The sequence below is a fragment of the Pseudomonas sp. PF05 genome (assembly GCF_056521845.1).
In genome coordinates this window covers 1-19,509 of the sequence record NZ_JBWLPW010000027.1, presented here as the reverse complement: position 1 = coordinate 19,509, position 19,509 = coordinate 1, and the positions used below count along the sequence as shown (strand labels likewise).

15 protein-coding genes and 1 pseudogene are annotated in these 19,509 nt (G+C 60.2%); 6 read left to right on the top strand and 10 right to left on the bottom strand.

The features are described from left to right. Window positions 1-29 precede the first annotated feature (29 nt). The 3 genes and pseudogenes from AC09SL_RS27890 to AC09SL_RS27880 form a co-directional block, all read right to left on the bottom strand. Window positions 30-2,561: a Tc toxin subunit A gene (locus tag AC09SL_RS27890; RefSeq protein WP_064107067.1), complete on the bottom strand. Its 2,532-nt coding sequence runs from the start codon at window positions 2,559-2,561 to the stop codon at window positions 30-32. A 159-nt stretch (window positions 2,562-2,720) separates the two neighbouring features. Next, the gene (locus AC09SL_RS27885) at window positions 2,721-3,425 is read right to left on the bottom strand and encodes a methyl-accepting chemotaxis protein (protein WP_419555163.1); all 705 of its coding nucleotides are present in this window, start codon (window positions 3,423-3,425) and stop codon (window positions 2,721-2,723) included. 201 nt (window positions 3,426-3,626) lie between these two features. Continuing rightward, window positions 3,627-4,505: pseudogene (locus AC09SL_RS27880) on the bottom strand (methyl-accepting chemotaxis protein); the annotation flags it as partial. A gap of 455 nt (window positions 4,506-4,960) precedes the next feature. Between AC09SL_RS27880 and pmrG the strand changes: the two are divergent. Then, a complete protein-coding gene (gene pmrG, locus AC09SL_RS27875; RefSeq protein WP_058544348.1) occupies window positions 4,961-5,632 on the top strand; it encodes a lipopolysaccharide core heptose(II)-phosphate phosphatase PmrG in 672 nt (223 codons plus the stop codon). 24 nt (window positions 5,633-5,656) lie between these two features. Further along, window positions 5,657-6,502, top strand: a complete 846-nt coding sequence (locus tag AC09SL_RS27870) for a phosphatase PAP2 family protein (protein ID WP_058544347.1) — start codon at window positions 5,657-5,659, stop codon at window positions 6,500-6,502. Between the two features lie 152 nt (window positions 6,503-6,654). Here AC09SL_RS27870 and katG read toward each other — a convergent pair whose 3' ends face one another. Then, a complete protein-coding gene (gene katG, locus AC09SL_RS27865; protein WP_064107065.1) occupies window positions 6,655-8,919 on the bottom strand; it encodes a catalase/peroxidase HPI in 2,265 nt (754 codons plus the stop codon). 370 nt (window positions 8,920-9,289) lie between these two features. Between katG and AC09SL_RS27860 the strand changes: the two genes are divergently transcribed. Further along, a complete protein-coding gene (locus AC09SL_RS27860; RefSeq protein WP_058546491.1) occupies window positions 9,290-9,880 on the top strand; it encodes a hypothetical protein in 591 nt (196 codons plus the stop codon). A gap of 50 nt (window positions 9,881-9,930) precedes the next feature. Here the strand turns inward: AC09SL_RS27860 and AC09SL_RS27855 are convergent, their stop codons facing one another. The 6 genes from AC09SL_RS27855 to AC09SL_RS27830 are packed head-to-tail and all read right to left on the bottom strand — an operon-like array spanning window position 9,931 to window position 16,117. Next, the gene (locus AC09SL_RS27855) at window positions 9,931-11,445 is read right to left on the bottom strand and encodes an ABC transporter substrate-binding protein (protein ID WP_058546492.1); all 1,515 of its coding nucleotides are present in this window, start codon (window positions 11,443-11,445) and stop codon (window positions 9,931-9,933) included. Between the two features lie 28 nt (window positions 11,446-11,473). Further along, window positions 11,474-12,445 carry an ABC transporter ATP-binding protein gene (locus AC09SL_RS27850; RefSeq protein WP_058546493.1) on the bottom strand — a complete coding sequence of 324 codons (972 nt, stop codon included), beginning with the start codon at window positions 12,443-12,445 and terminating at the stop codon, window positions 11,474-11,476. Next, window positions 12,442-13,428, bottom strand: coding sequence for an ABC transporter ATP-binding protein (locus AC09SL_RS27845; RefSeq protein ID WP_058546494.1), 987 nt, complete (start codon window positions 13,426-13,428; stop codon window positions 12,442-12,444). The genes AC09SL_RS27850 and AC09SL_RS27845 overlap by 4 nt, the downstream gene beginning before the upstream one ends. Next, window positions 13,425-14,282 carry an ABC transporter permease gene (locus AC09SL_RS27840; protein WP_058546495.1) on the bottom strand — a complete coding sequence of 286 codons (858 nt, stop codon included), beginning with the start codon at window positions 14,280-14,282 and terminating at the stop codon, window positions 13,425-13,427. The genes AC09SL_RS27845 and AC09SL_RS27840 overlap by 4 nt, the downstream gene beginning before the upstream one ends. After that, window positions 14,279-15,226, bottom strand: a complete 948-nt coding sequence (locus AC09SL_RS27835; protein WP_058546496.1) for an ABC transporter permease — start codon at window positions 15,224-15,226, stop codon at window positions 14,279-14,281. Before AC09SL_RS27835 ends, AC09SL_RS27840 begins: the two co-directional genes overlap by 4 nt. Before the next feature lie 3 nt (window positions 15,227-15,229). Then, window positions 15,230-16,117, bottom strand: coding sequence for a proline iminopeptidase-family hydrolase (locus AC09SL_RS27830; protein WP_058546497.1), 888 nt, complete (start codon window positions 16,115-16,117; stop codon window positions 15,230-15,232). Window positions 16,118-16,281: 164 nt separating this feature from the next. Between AC09SL_RS27830 and AC09SL_RS27825 the strand changes: the two genes are divergently transcribed. The 3 genes from AC09SL_RS27825 to AC09SL_RS27815 form a co-directional block, all read left to right on the top strand. After that, window positions 16,282-17,043 carry a LuxR family transcriptional regulator gene (locus tag AC09SL_RS27825; protein WP_058546498.1) on the top strand — a complete coding sequence of 254 codons (762 nt, stop codon included), beginning with the start codon at window positions 16,282-16,284 and terminating at the stop codon, window positions 17,041-17,043. Between the two features lie 90 nt (window positions 17,044-17,133). Then, complete coding sequence (locus AC09SL_RS27820) at window positions 17,134-18,033, top strand: proline iminopeptidase-family hydrolase (protein ID WP_058546499.1); 900 nt, start codon at window positions 17,134-17,136, stop codon at window positions 18,031-18,033. 186 nt (window positions 18,034-18,219) lie between these two features. Beyond that, a partial coding sequence (locus tag AC09SL_RS27815) for a ShlB/FhaC/HecB family hemolysin secretion/activation protein (protein ID WP_479571967.1) occupies window positions 18,220-19,509 on the top strand: 1,290 nt, incomplete at its 3' end.

Below are 19,509 nucleotides of genomic sequence, written 5' to 3'. Positions count from 1 at the left end.
TTCAATCCTTGAATAAAAAAAAGTACGCCTCAATGGCACGCAGCGATCAGCCCTTCACCGACGATCTTCCAGTCCTGCCTCAGGCTGTTGTTATTGAGTGCGGCGGCCTTGAGCAGCAGGCTTGCCGACAGGCCTGTACTCACGCAATACGCCTGGCAACGCATGACCCAATCCACCGCTTGCATCGTGGTGGCGCGTTTTGACGTCAGCTGCGCTGTCAGGCAAGTCACTTGCTCGATGTTCCAACCCAGCAGGTGGGCCAACAGGCCGTTGGCTGTCTGCGTGGAATGTTGCGACCGGTCTTGATTGGCGAGCTGCAAGTAGTGCAACAGGTTTTCTTCTGGCTGTGCCTGATGTCGCGCGCAATGACTGAACCGTTCGAGTAAATACAGCGTTTGAGGTGTAAGCGTTCCTGAACTGTTCGAGGCTAACCACGTGGGATGGTCCATCAGCACCTGTAGCGTGCTGCTGCTCAGATGCAATTTCTGGCAGGCTTGCGCGGCGCGAAGCACGCGCGCCAGCAATGGAGGTGTTTTGCCGACAGGTGCGATGATGGCCTCGACCATTTCCGTGGCGTTGGTGCCGGCCATTTTCATCACGCTGGGAAGGTATTCGGCGGACAAGTCAGCCGTATCGTGCAGCAGTGTTTCGACCAGGCGTTGATGGTCGCTGGTGGATCTGGCGTGTTCTCGAAGTGTGGCCAATCTTTTTTCCAGGTTCGGGTTCAACGGTAAGTCATGCCTGGCATCTTCGAACAGGCGACACCACTGCAACACGTCGAGATTGTTTTGCTTGAGCCAGTCCACTGCCCAATCCATCGCCATCAGTACGTCGAGAATGTCGGGGCGAGTACTGGTCACAGCCCCTGTCACCAACGCCCGACAGAACGTATCGCCTCCCATTAGCCGGGCCAGTTCCGTGCATTCCAGAGGCGACAGGCCAAACATCCGTGCGATACGGGCCTGGCGGTAGAGTGAGGAGACAGTAGGCAAATCCTGTTTTAGCGCCAGGTACTTCCCGGTCTGTTCCACAAGCAGTAACAACGCGTCTTCGGTGAGGGCAAGGCCCAGGCCCGCACCGAGATAGCTGAGGGTTTTGAGATCCGCGATATCGAGGTCCGTCGCCTGCTTCCACGCAGGGCGTTCGAGCAAGCGGGTGCGATTGAATACCTGGTCAAGCAACGGAACCCGTTCTACGCAAGCGCCGGTCGGCATTTCGTGCACCAGCGAAGCAAATTCTTCAGGTGTAATGCCGTGGCACCGCTTCATGTATTGATAGACCCCAAGCGCGCGCAAGGTATTGGCGCTGAACGTCATTGCAGTGTTGCCTTCCGAACGCAGGATATTGACGAGCAGCGCATCCAGTTCGGCAAAGGGGATACCGGTCCATTGGTGCAGTCGGACCATCCGCTGAATGCGATCGAAACGTTCGTAGGACTTGTTACCGAACCCTGGCGGGTTGGTGTTGGTTTCAAGTGTCAGGGCAGCTGAAGCATTGGGTCCGTTGATGTAAGCGGCGCCCTGGTGAACACGTGTCGAGGGTGGGTTATGGGTCGAGATACAAGGGCTGTATCTGCCATGCGCCAGTAGCTGCTCAACCTGTTCCGTCGTCAGCCCGGTACGCTCCTTGAAGAATGTGAAATCACCCAGGCGCCCGATATCTTCAGTGCCATAGGCTTTTTCCAATACCTTGAAATCGAACTCCGAAGCGAGCGGTGCGAGCAAGAGTGCCTGCTGCGCCGGACTGAGCCCTGAAAGCAGTTTTTGCGCTTCGATAGGCGATTGCGAAACGTGTCCATACGTTGAGCCGTCCTGGCAAAACGGCAGTTTCAGGCTGATCCGGTAATTGACTTCACCCAGGGCGGGTTTACCCTCGCCCAACCCAAGCAGGCATTGATGGTGGTGAAGATCATAGGGCAGTGAAAAGGGATAGTGTGCGCTGGCCAAGGCCTGATGGAGGGTGGTGCCGTCATCGAGACTGGTCTCGATATTACTGCGCAACGTGTTGTTGATGATGTCGAGCATCGGTCGTGTCGCGAAGGTACTGTGTGGGTCGAGCACCAGTGTTTTGAGGTCAGGTCGACGCTTCTCCAAGAGGCGCTTGCCGGGATGCGTGGAGCTGTTCTCCAACTGCCTGGCAAACAGATACAGCGCACGCAAGTAGGCCACGGGCGAGTCGATCGCGGCGATGTCACCGTCCTGGCAAAATCGATTCCAGTTTTCCTGGAACAGCGCTTGATAGCTGATCGGCCCTGGGGTTGAACTTGAGTCCAGGCTGCGTCGCACACGGGGTTTGGTGTCGCTGCAGGACAGTTGATGTTCCAGGTACAAGCGGCTGATCTGTCGAGCGTGGCTTGCCGCATTGTCGTAGGCCTGCCCGGCATCTGCGTCGCAGTGCCTGGCCAGTTCCTGGGTGAACTGTGCCTTGCCCAGGCGCATGATGTCGAATACCGATGTCAGCCCCAGTTGCTGCATGGCGGTTTTGAAATCGGTTGTTGCAGCGCCTTCGCCAATTGGCGGGGCAACGAGCTGGTGCAACAGAGAGCCGTTGTCTGCGTCCATGTAAGTGCCTGTCCTGTTCGAACGGAATGTTCTTGTCAGGAGAAAACCGTACAGGAGTACGCAAAAAAAGGCGGTAGGACGTGGGCCGGAGGTGTGTACGAAAGGGCGATGCGCATGAGGTACCTGTGAGGCCTCATACGCATGCGGGAGGTTGGAAGCTTAAACGCGGAAGTGACTGACCAGCATCTGCAACTGATTACCCAACCGTGCCAGTTCCACACTGGAGGCGGCGGTTTCGTCGCTGGCGGCGGCGGTCTGTTCGGACACGTCGCGCACGTTGATGATGCTGCGGCTGATCTCCTCGGCGACGGCGCTTTGCTGTTCGGCGGCCGCGGCGATCTGCTGGTTCATCGACTGGATGTTCGACACCGTGCGGGTGATGTTTTCCAGTGACGCGCCGGCCTTGCGGGTCAGTGCCACGCTGCTGTCGGTGAGGCTGCGGCTGTTGTTCATCACGGCGGCCACTTGTTGGGTGCCGTTCTGCAGGCCGGCCACCAGGCCTTCGATTTCTTCGGTGGATTTCTGCGTGCGCTGGGCCAGGCCACGGACCTCATCGGCCACCACCGCAAAACCACGCCCGGCTTCACCGGCGCGGGCTGCTTCGATCGCTGCGTTGAGGGCCAGCAGGTTGGTCTGTTCGGCCACGGCCTTGATCACGTCCATGACGCTGCCGATCTTGTCGCTTTCCTGTTGCAGCACGGTCATGGCGTCGGTGGAACGCACCACCTCGCTGGCCAGGCGTTCGATCTGGGCGATGGCTTCGCTGACCACCTGGTCGCCGGCACGGGCTTCGCCGTCGGCAGCGGCCGCGGCCTGGGAGGCCTCTTCGGCGTTGCGGGCCACTTCCTGGACCGTGGCGGTCATTTCGTGCATGGCGGTCGCGACCTGGTCGGTCTCGACTTTCTGGCTGTTGACCCCGGCGCTGGTCTGCTCGGTCACGGCGGACAGTTCTTCGGCAGCACTGGCGATCTGGGTCACGCCATCGCGGATGCCGCTGATCAGGTCACGCAGGGTCACGCCCATGCGCGCGATGCCTTGTTGCAGCACGCCCAGCTCATCGCGGCGGGTGACGATGACGTTCTGCGACAGATCGCCGCCGGCAATGCGTTCGACCACGGCCAGGGTATCGCGCAGCGGGCCGGTGATCTGGCGAGTGATGATCACGGCCGCAATGACGCCAACCAGCAACGCCAACAGGGTGCTGACCAGTTGCAGGGTGCGGGCCTGGGCACTTTCGGCGTCGCGGCGGTCGAGTTGGATCTGGTACAGCTGCTCGCTCAACGTCACGATTGACGCGCCCTGTTCAGTCATTTCCTTGCGTGCCTGTACCGCGTCGGCGATGGCCACCTTGAAGGCCTGCACGGCGCTGCGGTATTGGGTCAGGGCGTTTTCCAGCTGGCGCAGTTCAGCCTGGCGGGTGCTGGAAAAATGCTCGTTGAGCGGCGTGAGCGAAGCGATGGCAGCGTCCAGTTGGGCGACGGCCTTGCGTTCGGTGTCGGCGTTGCTATTGGCGGTGTAGCCGCGCACTTCATAGCGGGCCAGCATGAAGGCCTGCTTGGCCTGGGTGATGGCCTGGAACTGAGAGAAACGATCGTCTCCGGGGGCCATTTTCAGCACGTCGGAATCCAGGGTTTCGATCAGCTTGTAGGCGATCTCGGCGTTCGCACCCATGGCATCGCGGGCGGTGTTGCCGGTGCGGTAGGCGCTGCGCATTTTGTTCAGGGACACCTGGTAGGCGCTGATGACTGCGCTCTGCTCCTTGAGCCGCTTGACGTTTTCCGGGCTCTTGAAGCTGCTGAGCAAGGCATTTTGTTGCGCCACGAAACCATCGAGGGTGGTCTGCACGTTTTGGGCGGCGGTCTCGTCACCATTGGTCAGCATGTATTGCAGGCGCGTGACCCGAAGCTTGGTCAGGCCGGCGTTGAGCTGGGTGATGTCGCTCATCCAGTTGCTGCGGTCGATCAGCCCGCCCAGGCTGGTCCAACTGGTCAGGGCCAGCAGGCAGGTCAGTACCAGCACCAGGCCGAAGCCCAGGCCCAATTTCATGTTGACGCTAATGTTGCCAAACCAGCTGTTCATCAAATTCCTCCAGGAACGTTGTGCTGCTTGATCGTCGGTACGCTGGAAGATTGTTGTTGTTAAGAGCCAGCAGAGCATGTAACTGGGCTGTATCGGCGGCGGGTTCAATATCTGTAAGTTTTTTTCCGGGTATCTGTGTGAGCAAGGCTGCCCGCGATGAAGGCGATGCGGTCTTCCAGGGAATCGGGGTGCCTGTTTCGCGGGCAAGCTTTGCTCCCACACCAAGCATTTTTTCACATCTGTTTCACCGCCTGCCTACGTCGGCCTCTCTACTGTCGCGCCATCGAATGACTGGGTGGATGCCGTTGGGGCGGCTTGATGTGGAACTGAGACTGAGTCTTTTCGGCCTGAGGCGCTCGATCGCTACGCGCCGGTTTGCCCGTTACCGAAACACAATGGTCGTACTGGCTTCGGCGCTGCTGGTCATCCCGTTGACCCTCTGGTTGCTCAGACCGGCGGCGGTGCCGGACCTGGCCCATGGCAACATCGCCGGCGCCCGGGCCTTGGCCGATGGCTGGGCCAAGGGCGAGATGATCGTGCTGGTGCGCCATGTCGAGCGCTGCGATCACTCCAAGGCCGCGTGCCTGAATGATCGCGAAGGCATCACTGACCGGGCCCGTGCCGTTGCGGTGGGCCTGGGGGCGCGATTCGAGCAGTTGGGCCTGGGCAACGCCGACCTCTACAACAGCCCTCTGGTCCGTGCAGCCCAGACGGCGAGCTACATGTTCAACAAGGTCGGCACCGGTGACGATTGGCTGTTCAATTGCCGGCATGACCTGCTGCGCAATGCGCTGGCCCACAAAGTCGCCGGGCGCAATCTGATCCTGGTCACCCACAGCGAATGCATGCAGGCATTGGAAACCACGCTCCAGCGGCCTACCTCGACGTTTGGCTACGGTGCTTCGCTGTTCGTCTCCACCGCCCAGCCACAAGCGCCGCAGTTGCTCGGTTTTATCGAAGCATCTGACTGGCGCTCGGTGGCGTTTCAGTAATTTTTCCCACGATTAGGACCGCCCATGCTGACGTCTGCTCGCGCCCGTTTCTACGGGCTCAATCTTGGAATTCCCCTGCTCTGTGCCACGGTGGTGTTCTTGCTGTTCGACATGACTCGCGTCGACATCGCCTTCAGCAATTTATTCTACGACCCGCTGCACCAGGTCTTTCCGTTGGAGCACGTGCGGCTGTTCGAGAAGATCACCCATAAGTGGGCCAGGATCATCCCGAACTGGACCGGCGAGGCGGCGATTATCGGGGCGCTGTTGTCGTTTGTCTGGCCGATCTTCAAGCCGGAAAAACGCCCGGGGTTGCTGCGCCTGTTGGAGAAAACCCGGTTGGCCGCGCCGTTGCGTTTTGCCCACCAGCATCGGCGCGATTTTCTCTACGTAGTCGTCGCCTTTTCCCTCAGCACCGGGGTGATCCATTACCTCAAGAGCCACACCAGCGTGTACTGCCCAGTGGAAACCACCCAATACGCCGGCAAGATCGAGCACAAGGAATGGTTCCAGAATTTCGATCTGCTGAAAGCCGCCGGTGACGGTCGCTGCTGGCCCGGCGGTCATGCGTCCGGCGGCTTCACGATGCTGGCGCTGTATTTCGTCGCCCGCCGCTACCGCTGGCGTCATTCGAAAGCCTTGATGCATGGGGCATTGGTCCTGGGGTTTGTCTACGGCACGACGCGGGTCCTGCAGGGCTGGCATTACATGTCCCACACGTTCTGGGCGGGGATATTCGTCTGGTTGAGTTGTTGGCTGATGGCGTTGCTGTTTTATGGGCGCGCGGCCTTGGAGCAGCCTGTGTTGAAACCACAGCGAGCGACGACGGCTGTCTTGCCTGCGTCGGGCAACGCACGTTCGTCAGCCTGAATGCCAGGCAAAAAAAAGCCCGCCGGGAGAGCGGGCTAAAACCTTAGTTTCTTGAATGAGCGAGGCGACTTTACCCAATCACGCGGGGGCGTGGGGTGAAGAAAAGTTCATGAGGTCGCCTCCTTGCCAGACCTCATGCCCTCGGATTCTTCTCACCTGAGATCAAACCGATCCAGGTTCATCACCTTGACCCACGCCGCGATGAAGTCGTTGACGAACTGCTCCTGCGCATCCGGGCTGGCATAGACTTCGGCCAACGCCCGTAGCTGCGCGTTGGAGCCGAAGACCAGGTCGACACGGGTGCCGGTCCATTTGACCTGGCCGGTCTGGCGGTCGCGGGCCTCGAAGGTTTCCTGGGTGTCGGAAAGCGGTTTCCATTCCACGCCCATGTCGAGCAGGTTGACGAAAAAGTCGTTGGTCAGTGCTTCGGGCCGTTGGGTGAAAACCCCGTGGGACGTCTGGCCGACATTGGTATTCAACACGCGCAGGCCGCCGATCAATGCCGTCATTTGCGGGGCGCTGAGGGTCAGCAGTTGTGCCTTGTCGATCAGCAACGCCTCGGCGGACACGCGGTACCGGCCCTTGAGGTAGTTGCGAAAGCCATCGGCGATGGGTTCGAGAAAGCCGAACGACTCGACGTCCGTCTGCTCCTGGCTCGCGTCCATGCGTCCTGGCACGAACGGTACCGTCACGCTGAGCCCGGCATTTTTCGCGGCCTGTTCAATACCGGCGCTGCCGGCCAGCACGATCAGATCCGCCAGGGAAATTTTCTTGCCGTCGGATTGGGCGGCGTTGAACTCATCCCGGACCTTTTCCAAGGTCGCCAGCACCTGAGCCAGTTGTTCGGGCTGGTTGGCAGGCCAATCTTTCTGCGGGGCCAGGCGCAGGCGCCCGCCGTTGGCGCCGCCGCGTTTGTCGGAGCCACGGAAGGTGGATGCCGCGGCCCACGCCGTAGACACAAGCTGTGAAACCGTCAGGCCCGAGGCCTGCAACTTGCCTTTGAGGGCGGCAATGTCGCTGTCGTTGACCAGCGGATGGTCGACCGCCGGGATAGGGTCTTGCCACAGCAGTTCTTCGTTGGGCAGTTCCGGGCCGAGGTAGCGTGAGAGCGGGCCCATGTCGCGGTGGATCAGCTTGAACCAGGCGCGGGCGAAGGCATCGGACAACTGGTCCGGGTTGGCCAGGAAGCGCCGGGAGATTTTTTCGTAGATCGGGTCGAAGCGCAGCGCCAGGTCGGTGGTCAGCATCGTGGGGTTACGCCGTTTGGACGGGTCGTGGGCATCGGGGATGATGCCCGCGCCTGCACCGTTTTTTGGCGTCCATTGGTGCGCGCCGGCCGGGCTCTTGGTCAGCTCCCACTCGAAGCCGAAGAGGTTCTCCAGGTAGTTGTTGCTCCAGCGGGTGGGCGTGGTGGTCCAGGTGACTTCCAGGCCACTGGTGATGGTGTCGGGCCCCTTGCCGGTGCCGAAGGTGCTCTTCCAGCCCAGGCCTTGCAGCTCCAGGCCAGCGGCTTCGGGTTCGGCGCCGACATTGTCCGCAGGGCCTGCGCCGTGGGTTTTGCCGAAGGCGTGGCCGCCGGCAATCAATGCGACGGTTTCTTCGTCGTTCATGGCCATGCGGGCGAAGGTTTCGCGGATGTCCACCCCGGCGGCGACCGGGTCCGGCTGGCCCTCGGGGCCTTCCGGGTTGACGTAGATCAGCCCCATCTGCACGGCGGCCAGCGGGTTCTCCAGGTTACGTCCCTCGTCAGTGCGGCTTTCTTCGTTGCCAGGCTCGGCCACCAATTGGCCTTCGCCGGGGTCTTGCATGGCGGCTTTGTCGGGTTTGCCGTAGCGAACATCGCCCCCCAGCCATTTGTTTTCGGACCCCCAGTAGACGTCTTCATCCGGCTCCCAGACATCGGCGCGGCCACCGGAAAAACCGAAGGTCTTGAAGCCCATGGACTCCAGCGCGACGTTGCCGGTGAGGACGATCAGGTCGGCCCAGGAGATATTGCGGCCATACTTCTGCTTGATCGGCCACAGCAGCCGACGTGCCTTGTCGAGGCTGACGTTGTCTGGCCAGCTGTTGAGCGGTGCAAACCGCTGCTGGCCGGAACCCGCCCCACCGCGCCCGTCACCAGTGCGGTAGGTGCCTGCACTGTGCCAGGCCATGCGGACAAAGAGTGGCCCGTAGTGACCGAAGTCCGCCGGCCACCAGTCTTGCGAGTCGGTCATCAGTGCATTGAGGTCTTGTTTCAGGGCCTGGAAGTCCAGGCGCTTGAACGCCTCGGCATAGTTGAAATCCTCGCCCATGGGGTCGGACAGCGAGGAGTGCTGGTGCAGGATCTTCAGATTCAGTTGGTTCGGCCACCAGTCGCGGTTCGTCGTACCACCGCCTGCGGCGTGATTGAACGGGCATTTCGATTCGTTTGCCATGAGAAGCTACCTTTGGTCGTATTCATCCAGCTATCCAGCCCGGCGGGGCTTCGAATAGCGACAGGCGAAATAAATGACACAGGGCGCAGGGCTCACAGTTTGCTCAACTGATCGTGTGCAGCCACACGGCAGCGCACGAGAGGTCTAGTTACCCATTCGGTGGCCCACGGCAAGCCCAGTACGTTTCTGAACGCTTCGTATCTCTTTGTCAGGTTTCACGGGCCGGATTGCACCAGCCTGAGTTCAGGCTAGTCCCCCTTTGCCAGATAGCTAATAGGCGCAGTATTAACGCTCGATAGGGATAATCTTTTATCGGAGCCCTGCGGTGAGGCAGATGATATGAATGGCGCCTGCCGTGACGGACCCAATAATGAACAAATGCCCGCGCAGCACGGCCTTCCACGAAGCGGGTCACGCCCTGGCCTTTTGGTGGAACGGCCAACCGATAAAACGCATCACCGTGCGTACCAAGGTCGAAGCCCGCGCGGGGCCTCTGTTCGACCTGCGCGGCTACCCTCGATACGCAGAGGGGTTGGTCGAAGCTGACTACTTTGTCTCGCGCCCGGCCTTCGACGGCCCGGGGATCGCTGAATACCTGCCCTCGATGGTCGATGCCATCGAGCGGGACCTGCTCCATTGCTTCGCGGGGCCGGTGGCCGAAGCGGTCTACCGGCACCGCCGGTCCGACCGGTTGATCAGGGGCAGCGGCCGGGGTGACCTGGACCGGGGGCACGAATTGATCAGCCTGCTGCCACCGCGCAAGCTGCTCGATGCCCAATCCCAGGCCATCGCTCGTTGCAGTTGCCTGGTACACCGTTACTGGCCGGCGGTCAGCGCCGTGGCGGGCTTTCTGCAAGAGCACGGCACGGTTGAGGGGAACGCCGTCACAGCGCTGCTGTGCGAGATGACCGGGGAGCGGCCGATGTTGTTTGGCCATCAAGTGGCAAGCCTCGACTCGTGATCGAGGCATTGCCACTGGCCCTATCCGACTCGGATGGAAGCCACTACGCGTTAGCGCTTCACCGTTTCCTCAAGAGAGAAGCGTCCCAGTGGGTTTTGTTGGAAGTGCTCGATGTTCTTGCGCGAGATATTGATGTACGGGCTGTAGTAGAGGTCGATCCAGTTGACGTCCTGCTTGGCGATCGCCTGAAGGTCGGTATACATCTGCTTGCGCTTGGTCGGGTCCACTTCTACCCGCGCGGCCGCGACCAGATCCTTGACCTTGTCGTTCTTGTAGCGGGTCATGTAATTCATGTTGGTGTCGTGTCCCAGCACGAAGGTGGTCTTCTGGTCCGGGTCGAGGATGTCGTTGGTCCAGTACATCACGGACAGATCGTAATCGCCGTCGATCAGCATTTGCCAACTCTGAGTAGGGTCGACTTTCTGCAAGGTGGCTGTCACGCCGACCGCTGCAAGCTGTTGCTGGACCAGCACGGCGATCTGCTCGTCGGCTTCATTGCCCGCATTGACCACGTAGTTGAGCTTCAGGCCTGAGGCGCCTGCATCTGCCAGCATTTTCCTGGCTTTTTCCGGGTCGTACGGGCGCTGCAGATTATCGGCATTGTGATAAAGCGCACCCTTAGGAATGTAGGAATAAGCCACCTGGCCATGGCCGAACGTCACGGTATCGACCAGGGATTTTTTGTTGATCGCAAGGTCCAGGGCCTGACGTACTTCAGGCTTGCCCAGCAGTCCGTGCTCATGGTTGATCAGCAGATGATCCTCACGGGTGGAGGGATCCATGTGTACGACCAGGTTGGGATCTTTCTTCAGGGTTTCGACGCGCGAGAAGGGCACGAAGATCGCTGAATCCAGTTCACCGGCCTGTACCTTCAACATCCGCGTGTTGTCATCCGGGATGGAGATCCATTCCACGCCATCCAGGCTCACCTTGTCGGCCTGCCAGAAGTTGGGGTTCTTTTCCAGCACCACGCGATCACCGCGTAGCCACTCCTTGACGATGAAGGCGCCAGAGGCAACGGGGTCCTGGGCATAGGCTTCCTCACCCATTTTTTCCATGGCCTTTTGCGACAGGATGGAGACGTTGGGCAACGCCAGCTGCGCGAGGAAGGGCACGGAAGGACCTGTGAGTGTCACCACCAGTGTCTGCGGGTCGGGTGCTTGGGCCTTGTCGATAATCTTGTAGGAGTCGCTCCACAGCGACCCTTTGTTGTCGCGAATGCGCAACAGACTGAACGCTGCGTCGCTGGCGGTAATCGGCGAGCCGTCGGAGAACTTGGCCGGGCGTAGTTTGAAGGTGTAAGTCAGACCATCGTCGGAAACCTGCCAGCTTTCGGCCAGCCCCGGTACCAACTGGGTGCCGGTGTTGTCGACGCGCACCAATACGTCGTAAACATTGGAGAACACCCAGTTATCACGGTTCTGCGCGCTTTTGATCGGGTCGAACGTCGTACTTTCTTCACGGCAACCGATGGTCAGCACGCCTGCTGCCTGGGCGACACCGGCCGCCAGTGTGCAAACGGTCAACGTCGCGGCGGTCAGCAATTTCAGATGTTTCGATCGCATGGTCAAACTCCCTATTGATGAATGTTTTTTAGAGCAATGGCTCTCCGAGCACACAGCTATAACGATGTCCATTGATGTCATGGATGGGGGGCGGCGTTCTCGCGCAGATGGGTTGTGCATACCGGCAGCGCGGGTGAAAAGCGCAGCCGGATGGAAGGTTCAGGGGGCTGGGTGGCTCGCCGGGCAGGGGGGCGCCCAGCAACGGTCGCGTCGGGTCGATGTGTGGAATGGACTGGATCAGCGCGACGGTATAGGGATGCCGCGGGCTGCTGAACACGGCCTCCGTGGGGCCTTGCTCGACGATCTTGCCGAGGTACATCACGGCGACCCGATCACATAGCCGCCGAATGATCGCCAGGTCGTGGGCAATGAACAGAATCGTCAGGTTCATGCGCTGCCGCAGCTCCAGCAACAGGTTGATGATCTGTCCCTGGATGGAAACGTCCAGCGCGGCCACGCATTCATCGGCGATGATCAACCGTGGCTCGATGGCCAGTGCCCGTGCGATCCCCACACGTTGGCATTGACCGCCACTCAACGAACCCGGCTTGCGGTTGGCCAGCTCCGGCCGCAGGCCGACCAAGGTCAGCAATTCATCGACCCGATGGCGAATCATCGGGGCAGGGATCGCGCATCGCACTCGCAGCACTTCAGCCAGGGTGTCGCCAATGCTCATTCGCGGATTGAGGGCGGTATAAGGATCCTGGAAAATCATCGCGGTTTCGTGGCGCAGTCGCTCGATGTCGATCCGCTTGCCCTGAGTCATATCCACGCCATCGAACAGGATTTGTCCGGCGCTGACCTCTGTGAGGCGCAAGATGGCCCGACCCAGGGTGCTCTTGCCGCTGCCCGACTCACCCACCAGCCCAAGCACCTCCCCGGTGGCCAGGCTCAGCGACACACCGTTGACGGCTTTCACCCATTGCCGGTTGATCCCGAACGGACCGCTGCCAGGGGCGGCGAAGCGCACCTGTAGATCCTTCACGTGCAACAGGGTCATGACGAAGCTCCCGCAGGCAGCGGGTAATGGCAGGCCACTCGGTGTGCCTCTGCCGCGACTTGCATCTGTGGCAACAGCCGCGTGCACTGGCTGCCCTGCTGAAGGCAGCGTGGATTGAAGCGGCAACCGGTGGGCAGCGCATCCAGCAGAGGAGGCTGGCCAGCGATGGTTTTGAGCATGGCATGACCGGCGCTGGTAGCCGGTTGGCAGTCGATCAGGGCCGCCGTATAGGGATGTCGTGGGTGAGCCAGCAGATCAAGCTTGTTGCCATGTTCGCAGAGCCGACCGGCGTACATCACCGCAATGGAATCACAGGTCTGGGCGACGACCCCCAGGTCGTGGGTGATCATGATGATTGACAGCCCACGTTGGTCGCGCAAATCCAGGAGCAGGCGCAGGATCTGTGCCTGTACGGTGACATCCAGGGCGGTGGTCGGCTCATCGGCGATCAGCACCTGGGGGTTGCAACCCAGTGCCACGGCGATCATGGCGCGTTGACGCATGCCACCGGAAAACTCATGGGGATAACTGTCGACCCGCCTTGACGGATCGGGAATGCCCACCTGGCGTAACACATCAATGGCCTTCGCCCGTGCTTCTCGCTTGGACGCCCCCTGATGCAGGCGTATGCCCTCGCCGATCTGTTCGCCGATACGCATCAACGGGTCAAGATGACTGCCGGGATTCTGGAAAATCATCCCCAGTCGCCGACCCCGTATGCCCCGCATGCCGGCTTCATCCAGTGACAGCAGGTCCTCACCAGCGAGGCGCACGGCCTTGCCCTGGACCCGGAGGTTTGAAGAGGGTAGCAAGCGCATCAAGGCCCGGCAGGCCATCGTCTTGCCAGAGCCGCTCTCACCCACCAGACCGAGGATTTCGCCTTCGGCCAAGTCAAATGACACACGATCCACCAGCGTAACCTCGGATTCACCATGGCCGGCGATCACGCTGAGGTCCTCGACGTGCAACACTGGTGTGCTCATGGACGCTCTCCGAGGTGCTCGGCGACACCGTCGGCCAGCAGGCTGAAGCCCATGGCCAGGGTGACGATCGCCAGTCCCGGGAAGGTGCAGATCCACCAGGCATTGGTGATAAAACTCTGGCCCTCGGCGACCATCGTGCCCCACTCGGCGGTGGGTGGCTGCACCCCCAGGCCGAGGTAGCTGACCGCCGCCCCATTGAGCAGTACCAGCACCGCGTCGGACATGGAAAACACGATCGAACCGAACATGGCATTGGGCAACAGGTGCCGAAACAGAATGCGGCCATGACCGAAGCCCAGGCTTTTCGCCGCCAAGGCGAAATCGCTTTCCTTGAGCACCAGAATCTGCGAACGGATCAGCCGTGCATAGGACACCCAACCCACCAAAGCCATCGCAATATAAAAGCTGCCCAGGCCGGGGCCGAGGATGGCCATGATTGCCAACATCAGCACCAGGAAGGGGAAGGCCAGAATAATATCGATCAGGCGCATGCAGATCGTGTCGAACCGGCCACCGATATAGCCGGCCAAGGCGCCGACGCAAGTGCCGATCAAGAACGGGAAAACCACCCCGATCACGCAAATCTGCAAGTCGATGCGCGCGCCCCAGATCACTCGGGAAAGAACGTCGCGGCCGAAATTATCCGTGCCGAACGGATGGGCCAGGCTCGGCCCCAGCAGGCGGATATCGGTGTTCTGGGCAATCGGATCGAAGGGCGCGACCCAGGGGGCGAAGAGTGCGAGCAACAGCCAGCCAAACAGAATCGCCAGGCCTAGCACGGTGGCCAGGCGACGGTTGCGCAAGCCCAAACGCAGGGCAAGACGCCAGGCGGGGCTGATGGCCTGGCTGCTCATCGCATGTTCACCCGCGGATCAATCATCACGGTCAGCACATCGGCGAGGAAATTGACCATGACGGTGGCGAGGGCCAGCACCATGGCCACGCCTTGGACCACCATGTAGTCGCGGGTAAAGATGCCGCGTACCAACAATTGGCCGATGCCGGGAATGGCAAACAGACTTTCGATGACCACCGTGCCGCTGATCAACCAGCCGATGTTCACCGCCAGCAGGTTGACCGCCGGTACCAGGGAGTTGGGCAGCACATGCCGACGAAATATCGCCCGCTCGGACAAGCCCCGGGCTCGTGCGGCGGTGGCATGATCGGCGTGTAGCTCCATGAGCATGCTGGCGCGCAGATTGCGCACCAGAACGGCGGAGAGTGCCAAGGCAATGGTCAGGCACGGCAAAACCATGTGATGCAGTTTGTCCCACCCTGTACGTCCATAGCCTGAGACCGGGAATAGCCCCAACTGCACACTGAGCAGCAGGATCAACATGATGCCTAGCCAAAACGCCGGCATGCCCAGCCCTGCCGTGGTGAACAGGCGAATCAGGTGATCCTGCCAGCCGCCCTTGTTGCGCGCGGCCACCGTTGCCAGCGGCACGGCAATCAGCAGCGCCAGCAGTACGCTGCCGAGCACCAGGAACAGGGTTGGCTCAATGCGGGTACTGATCAGCTTCAAGGCATCGACTTTGTAGAGCAGCGATTGGCCGAGATCGCCTTTGAACAGGTTCTTGAGAAAGTAGAAGTACTGCATCCACAACGGCTGGTCGAGACCGTACTGGGCACGAATCCGGATCAGCGCCTCCGGCGTGCTGCGCGAGCCCAGCAGTGCCCGGGCGGGGTCCCCGGGGATTGAGCGCACGAGCACAAAAGTGATCAGGCTGATGCCAAACAGCACCGGCAATAGCTGTAGCGGACGCGACAGGATGAAACGATAGCGCGCCAGGTTCATGGGCTAGTTCCGATGGCGTTGCAGAAAATCCAGCAGCACTGGGAAATAGGCTTGGGGCTCTTCGTAGAATGGCATGTGGCTGCTGTTGGGGAACACATTCAGTTGTACATCCTTGAGCGCCATTTTCATGCGCATTGCACAGGCTGGCGTCAGTTCATCATGTTGACCGGTGGTGATCAGCACAGGCATTTCGAAGTCGGCCATCTGTTCGATGCGATTCCAATCCTTCAGATTGCCGGTATAGAGAAATTCATTGGGGCCCTGCATGGTCATGTAGGGCCCCATGTTCCAGTCACCCAGGGAACGTGTCACCGGTGCTGGCCACTCGTCCAGACGGCAGACATGGCGATAGTTGAGCAGGGTGATGGCCGCCTGGTATTGCGGATGATCCAGGGTGCCCAAGGCTTCATGGCGCTGCATCATCGCGACGGTCTCACTGCCCAGGGCAGCCCGCAGACGCTCCAGCTCCAGGGACAGGTGAGGGATATCGCCGGCGGTATTTTCCAGGATCAGGGTTTTCAGCGATTGGGGGTGATGAATGGCGTACTCGATCGCCAGCCAGCCACCCCAGGAGTGCCCCAGCAGGTGCACTTTGCCCAAGTCGAGGGCTTGGCGGACGGTCTCTACCTCCGCCACATAACGGGTGATGTCCCACAGGGATTCGTCAGTAGGCCTGGCCGAGGCGCCAGTACCCAACTGATCGAAAGCGATGACCCGCAAGCCCTTTTCCTTGAGCCAGCCATGGCTGTCACGCAGATAGTCGCAAGGCAATCCCGGACCGCCATTGAGGCACAACAGCACTTCATCGCCGTCGCCAAAGCCATAGGCCACCAGGTGATGACCATCGACCTCCACGTCGTACCGCTGGTCTGGCTCGATTTCACGCCACATCGTTGCTCTCCTGCTCAGGTGCCGCCCGTTGGCTAAACCTTACCGAGGAAGCTACGCGCCCATAAGCTAGCAATTCTTATAGGTTTGACCTGGCATTCCCTCGCTCAGGCGTGGCATTCTACTTGCACGATTTCAGGATTGAAATTAATAAGGGAGCTGAATGGATGCAGGCCAAGCTGTCTGACTTCAATACCCGTCTTTTGTCTGGCAGGAGCCTGGACGAACAGATGGATAACACCTTGGGGATGGTCCAGGCGTTAGGCTTTGAGGCCTTGGTGTACGACTACAGTCCGGTGCCGCTGGATCATGATGGGGCACTGATCACCCCGACTGTGCTGAAATTGCGCAATACCCCCCGTGACTGGCACTCGCTCTGGTGTGAAGAAGGTTATTACCAGATCGACCCCGTCCAGCATCTGGCAATCAATGCCATTTCTCCTTTTGTCTGGTCCTATCGGCCGGAGGCCGACACGGTGCTGCAACCGTTCATCGGCCAGAGTCATGCACCGGTCGTGAGCTATCTGCAGGATTCGCGCATGACCTGCGGCGTGACGGTGCCGATGCATTTGCCCAAAGGCGGCTTTGCGACATTGACCGGGCTGCGCGCCGATACGAAGGGGAGCACCCTGCAGGATGTCCGGCAAACGCTGGGCGACTTCAGCCTGATTTCCCATGCCCTGCAAGAGGCGGCTTTTCCGCTGCTCGGCAAGGAATCCCGCGCATGCCCGGTTCGCCTGACCAAACGCGAGCGTGAGTGCTTGAGATTGGCCGCCGAAGGGTTGACGGCGGCGGACATTGCCAGGCAACTGAATCGTTCGTTGGCCACCATCACCCTCCACCTGACTTCCGCAATGCACAAGCTCGGCGCCAGGAATCGGGTCCAGGCCGTGGTCAGGGCGGTGCATTATCGGTTGCTCGATAGCTGAAAACGGGCAAAAACCTATCTGTTTGTCTAGTTATACCGCCGGCCACTCCCCGGTATCGTATGCCGCAGGCTTTCTAGGGAGCGGCACGAAATGGATCTTTCCGTAATGCACGAAGGCTTTGCGCCTTTTGGTCCGTATCAGACCTGGTATCGCATCACTGGCGATTTCAGTAGTGGCCGTACGCCGCTGCTGATCCTGCATGGCGGCCCGGGCTGTACACACGATTATGTCGATGCCTTCAAGGATATTGCCAACAGTGGCTATCCGGTGATTCATTACGACCAACTGGGCAATGGGCGTTCCACCCATCTTCCGGAAAAAGACCCCTCGTTCTGGAACGTGGCGCTCTTTCTCGATGAGTTGGACAATCTGCTGGATCATCTGGGCATTCGCGACAATTACGCACTGTTGGGGCAATCCTGGGGCGGCATGTTGGCCAGCGAACATGCGGTGCTCCAGCCCGCGGGCTTGCGCGCGTTGATTATCGCCAACTCCCCGGCGGACATGTCCACCTGGCTCCTTGAAGTCAATCGCTTGCGCCAGCTTCTACCCATTGAGGTGCAGCAAACACTGCTCGAGCACGAACGGGCTGGAACCTTGACGTCGCCCGAATATTTTGAGGCCGCTCGGGTTTTCTACGACCGTCATGTCTGCCGTGTCACGCCCTGGCCTGATGAAGTCGCCCGTACCTTTGCCCAGATCGATGCCGACCCTACCGTCTATCACGCCATGAATGGTCCCACCGAATTCCATGTGATCGGCAGCATGAAGGACTGGTCCATCACCGATCGCTTACCTCGGATCAAGGTGCCGACGCTGCTGATTTCAGGCCGATACGATGAAGCGACGCCGTTGGTGGTCAAACCCTATGTGGATCATGTTCCTGACATTCGCTGGGCGTTGTTCGAACACTCCAGCCATATGCCCCATATCGAGGAGCGGATGGCTTGCATGGGAACTGTGGTGAGTTTCCTGGATGAGTGTTTGTAGGCGTCTGTCCAATCCGAGCAGTTGTTTTTGTTGTGTTTTTCGACGCGTCCTGTGAGACGCGTCTCTTTTTTGCGTAGAAAATCTACGTTCTCTTGAACCGAAGGCGATATGCCGGGTCTGGTGTGCGCGCATTGCCATGCACGCCTGCTCGCATGCTGCCGTCATTTCTGTATCGAGGGAACGAACATGTCCGTATTTGCCTTAGGGACGAGGCTAGCCGTTGCGTCGCTGTATTTTCTAGCGATGAACGTTGCCGTCGCCGCGCCAACCCCCGGTGACACGGACCTGATCCGCGAACGTCAGGATCGCTTGCTCGAAGAGCAGCGCCGACGTCTTGAGGAACTCAAGGACCTGCCCGGCAAGGAGGCGAAGCCGGCCCAGCCCACCGCACCTGCCGATACCCGTTGCTTCCCGATCAAGACCATCGAGCTCAAGGGCGCCGATGCTTTGTCCGAGGCGGAGCGCGAACGCCTGCTCAAGCCCTACATCGGCCAATGCCTGGGCGTGCCGCAGCTCAACGAGCTGCTCAAAGTCATTACCGACCATTATCTCGACAAAGGCCTGGTCACCAGCCGTGCCTATTTGCCGCAACAGGACCTGTCCAGCGGTCACCTGCAAGTGCTGGTCGTCGAGGGTCGCCTGGAAGGCCTCAAAGGTGCCGAGAACAGCCAGCTGTCGGATCGCGAGTTGGCGATGGCGTTTCCCGGCAAAACCGGCGAACTGCTCAACCTGCGGGAGATGGAGCAGATGGTCGATCAACTGAACCGGTTGCCGTCCAACCGTGCGCAAATGGAACTGACACCGGGGCAGAACATCGGTGGCAGCCAGGTGCTGGTCAATAACACTGCGCAAAAACCTTGGCGCGCCGGCCTGTCACGGCATAACGATGGGCAGAAAAGCACGGGCGAGCAGCAATGGGGCGCTTCCCTGGACTGGGACAGCCCCTTGGGCCTGGCTGACCAACTGGCCTTGCGCGGCGGCCACGATGCCGTCAGCGATCACCAGAAAACCTCGCGCAACGCCATGTTCTATTACAACTTGCCGTTTGGCTGGTGGAACCTGAGCTACACCTACAGCCAGAGCGAGTACCGCGCCGTGGCCCAGGCCAACGGCTTCAATTTCAAGCAAAGCGGCGACAGCCAGAACCATCAGGTGCGCCTGGAACGGGTGATCCATCGCGACGCGGTAAGCAAGACCTCCCTCAATACGGGCCTTTCGTACCTGCGCACCAACAACTTCGTCGCGGACAGCAAGATTGCCGGCAGCAGCAATCGCATCAGCGAGGCGCAGTTCGGCATCAACCATGGCCGGCGAGTGGGCAATGCCTTCGTCAACCTCGACCTGGGCCTGCAACAAGGTATCGGTGCCCTCGATGCCCAGGGCGGTCATGAGCCGGGCCCTGGAGTGCCAGATGCGCGCTACCGCAAATACACCGCCACCCTCAGCTACCTGCAACCCTTTGTACTGGGCGGCGAA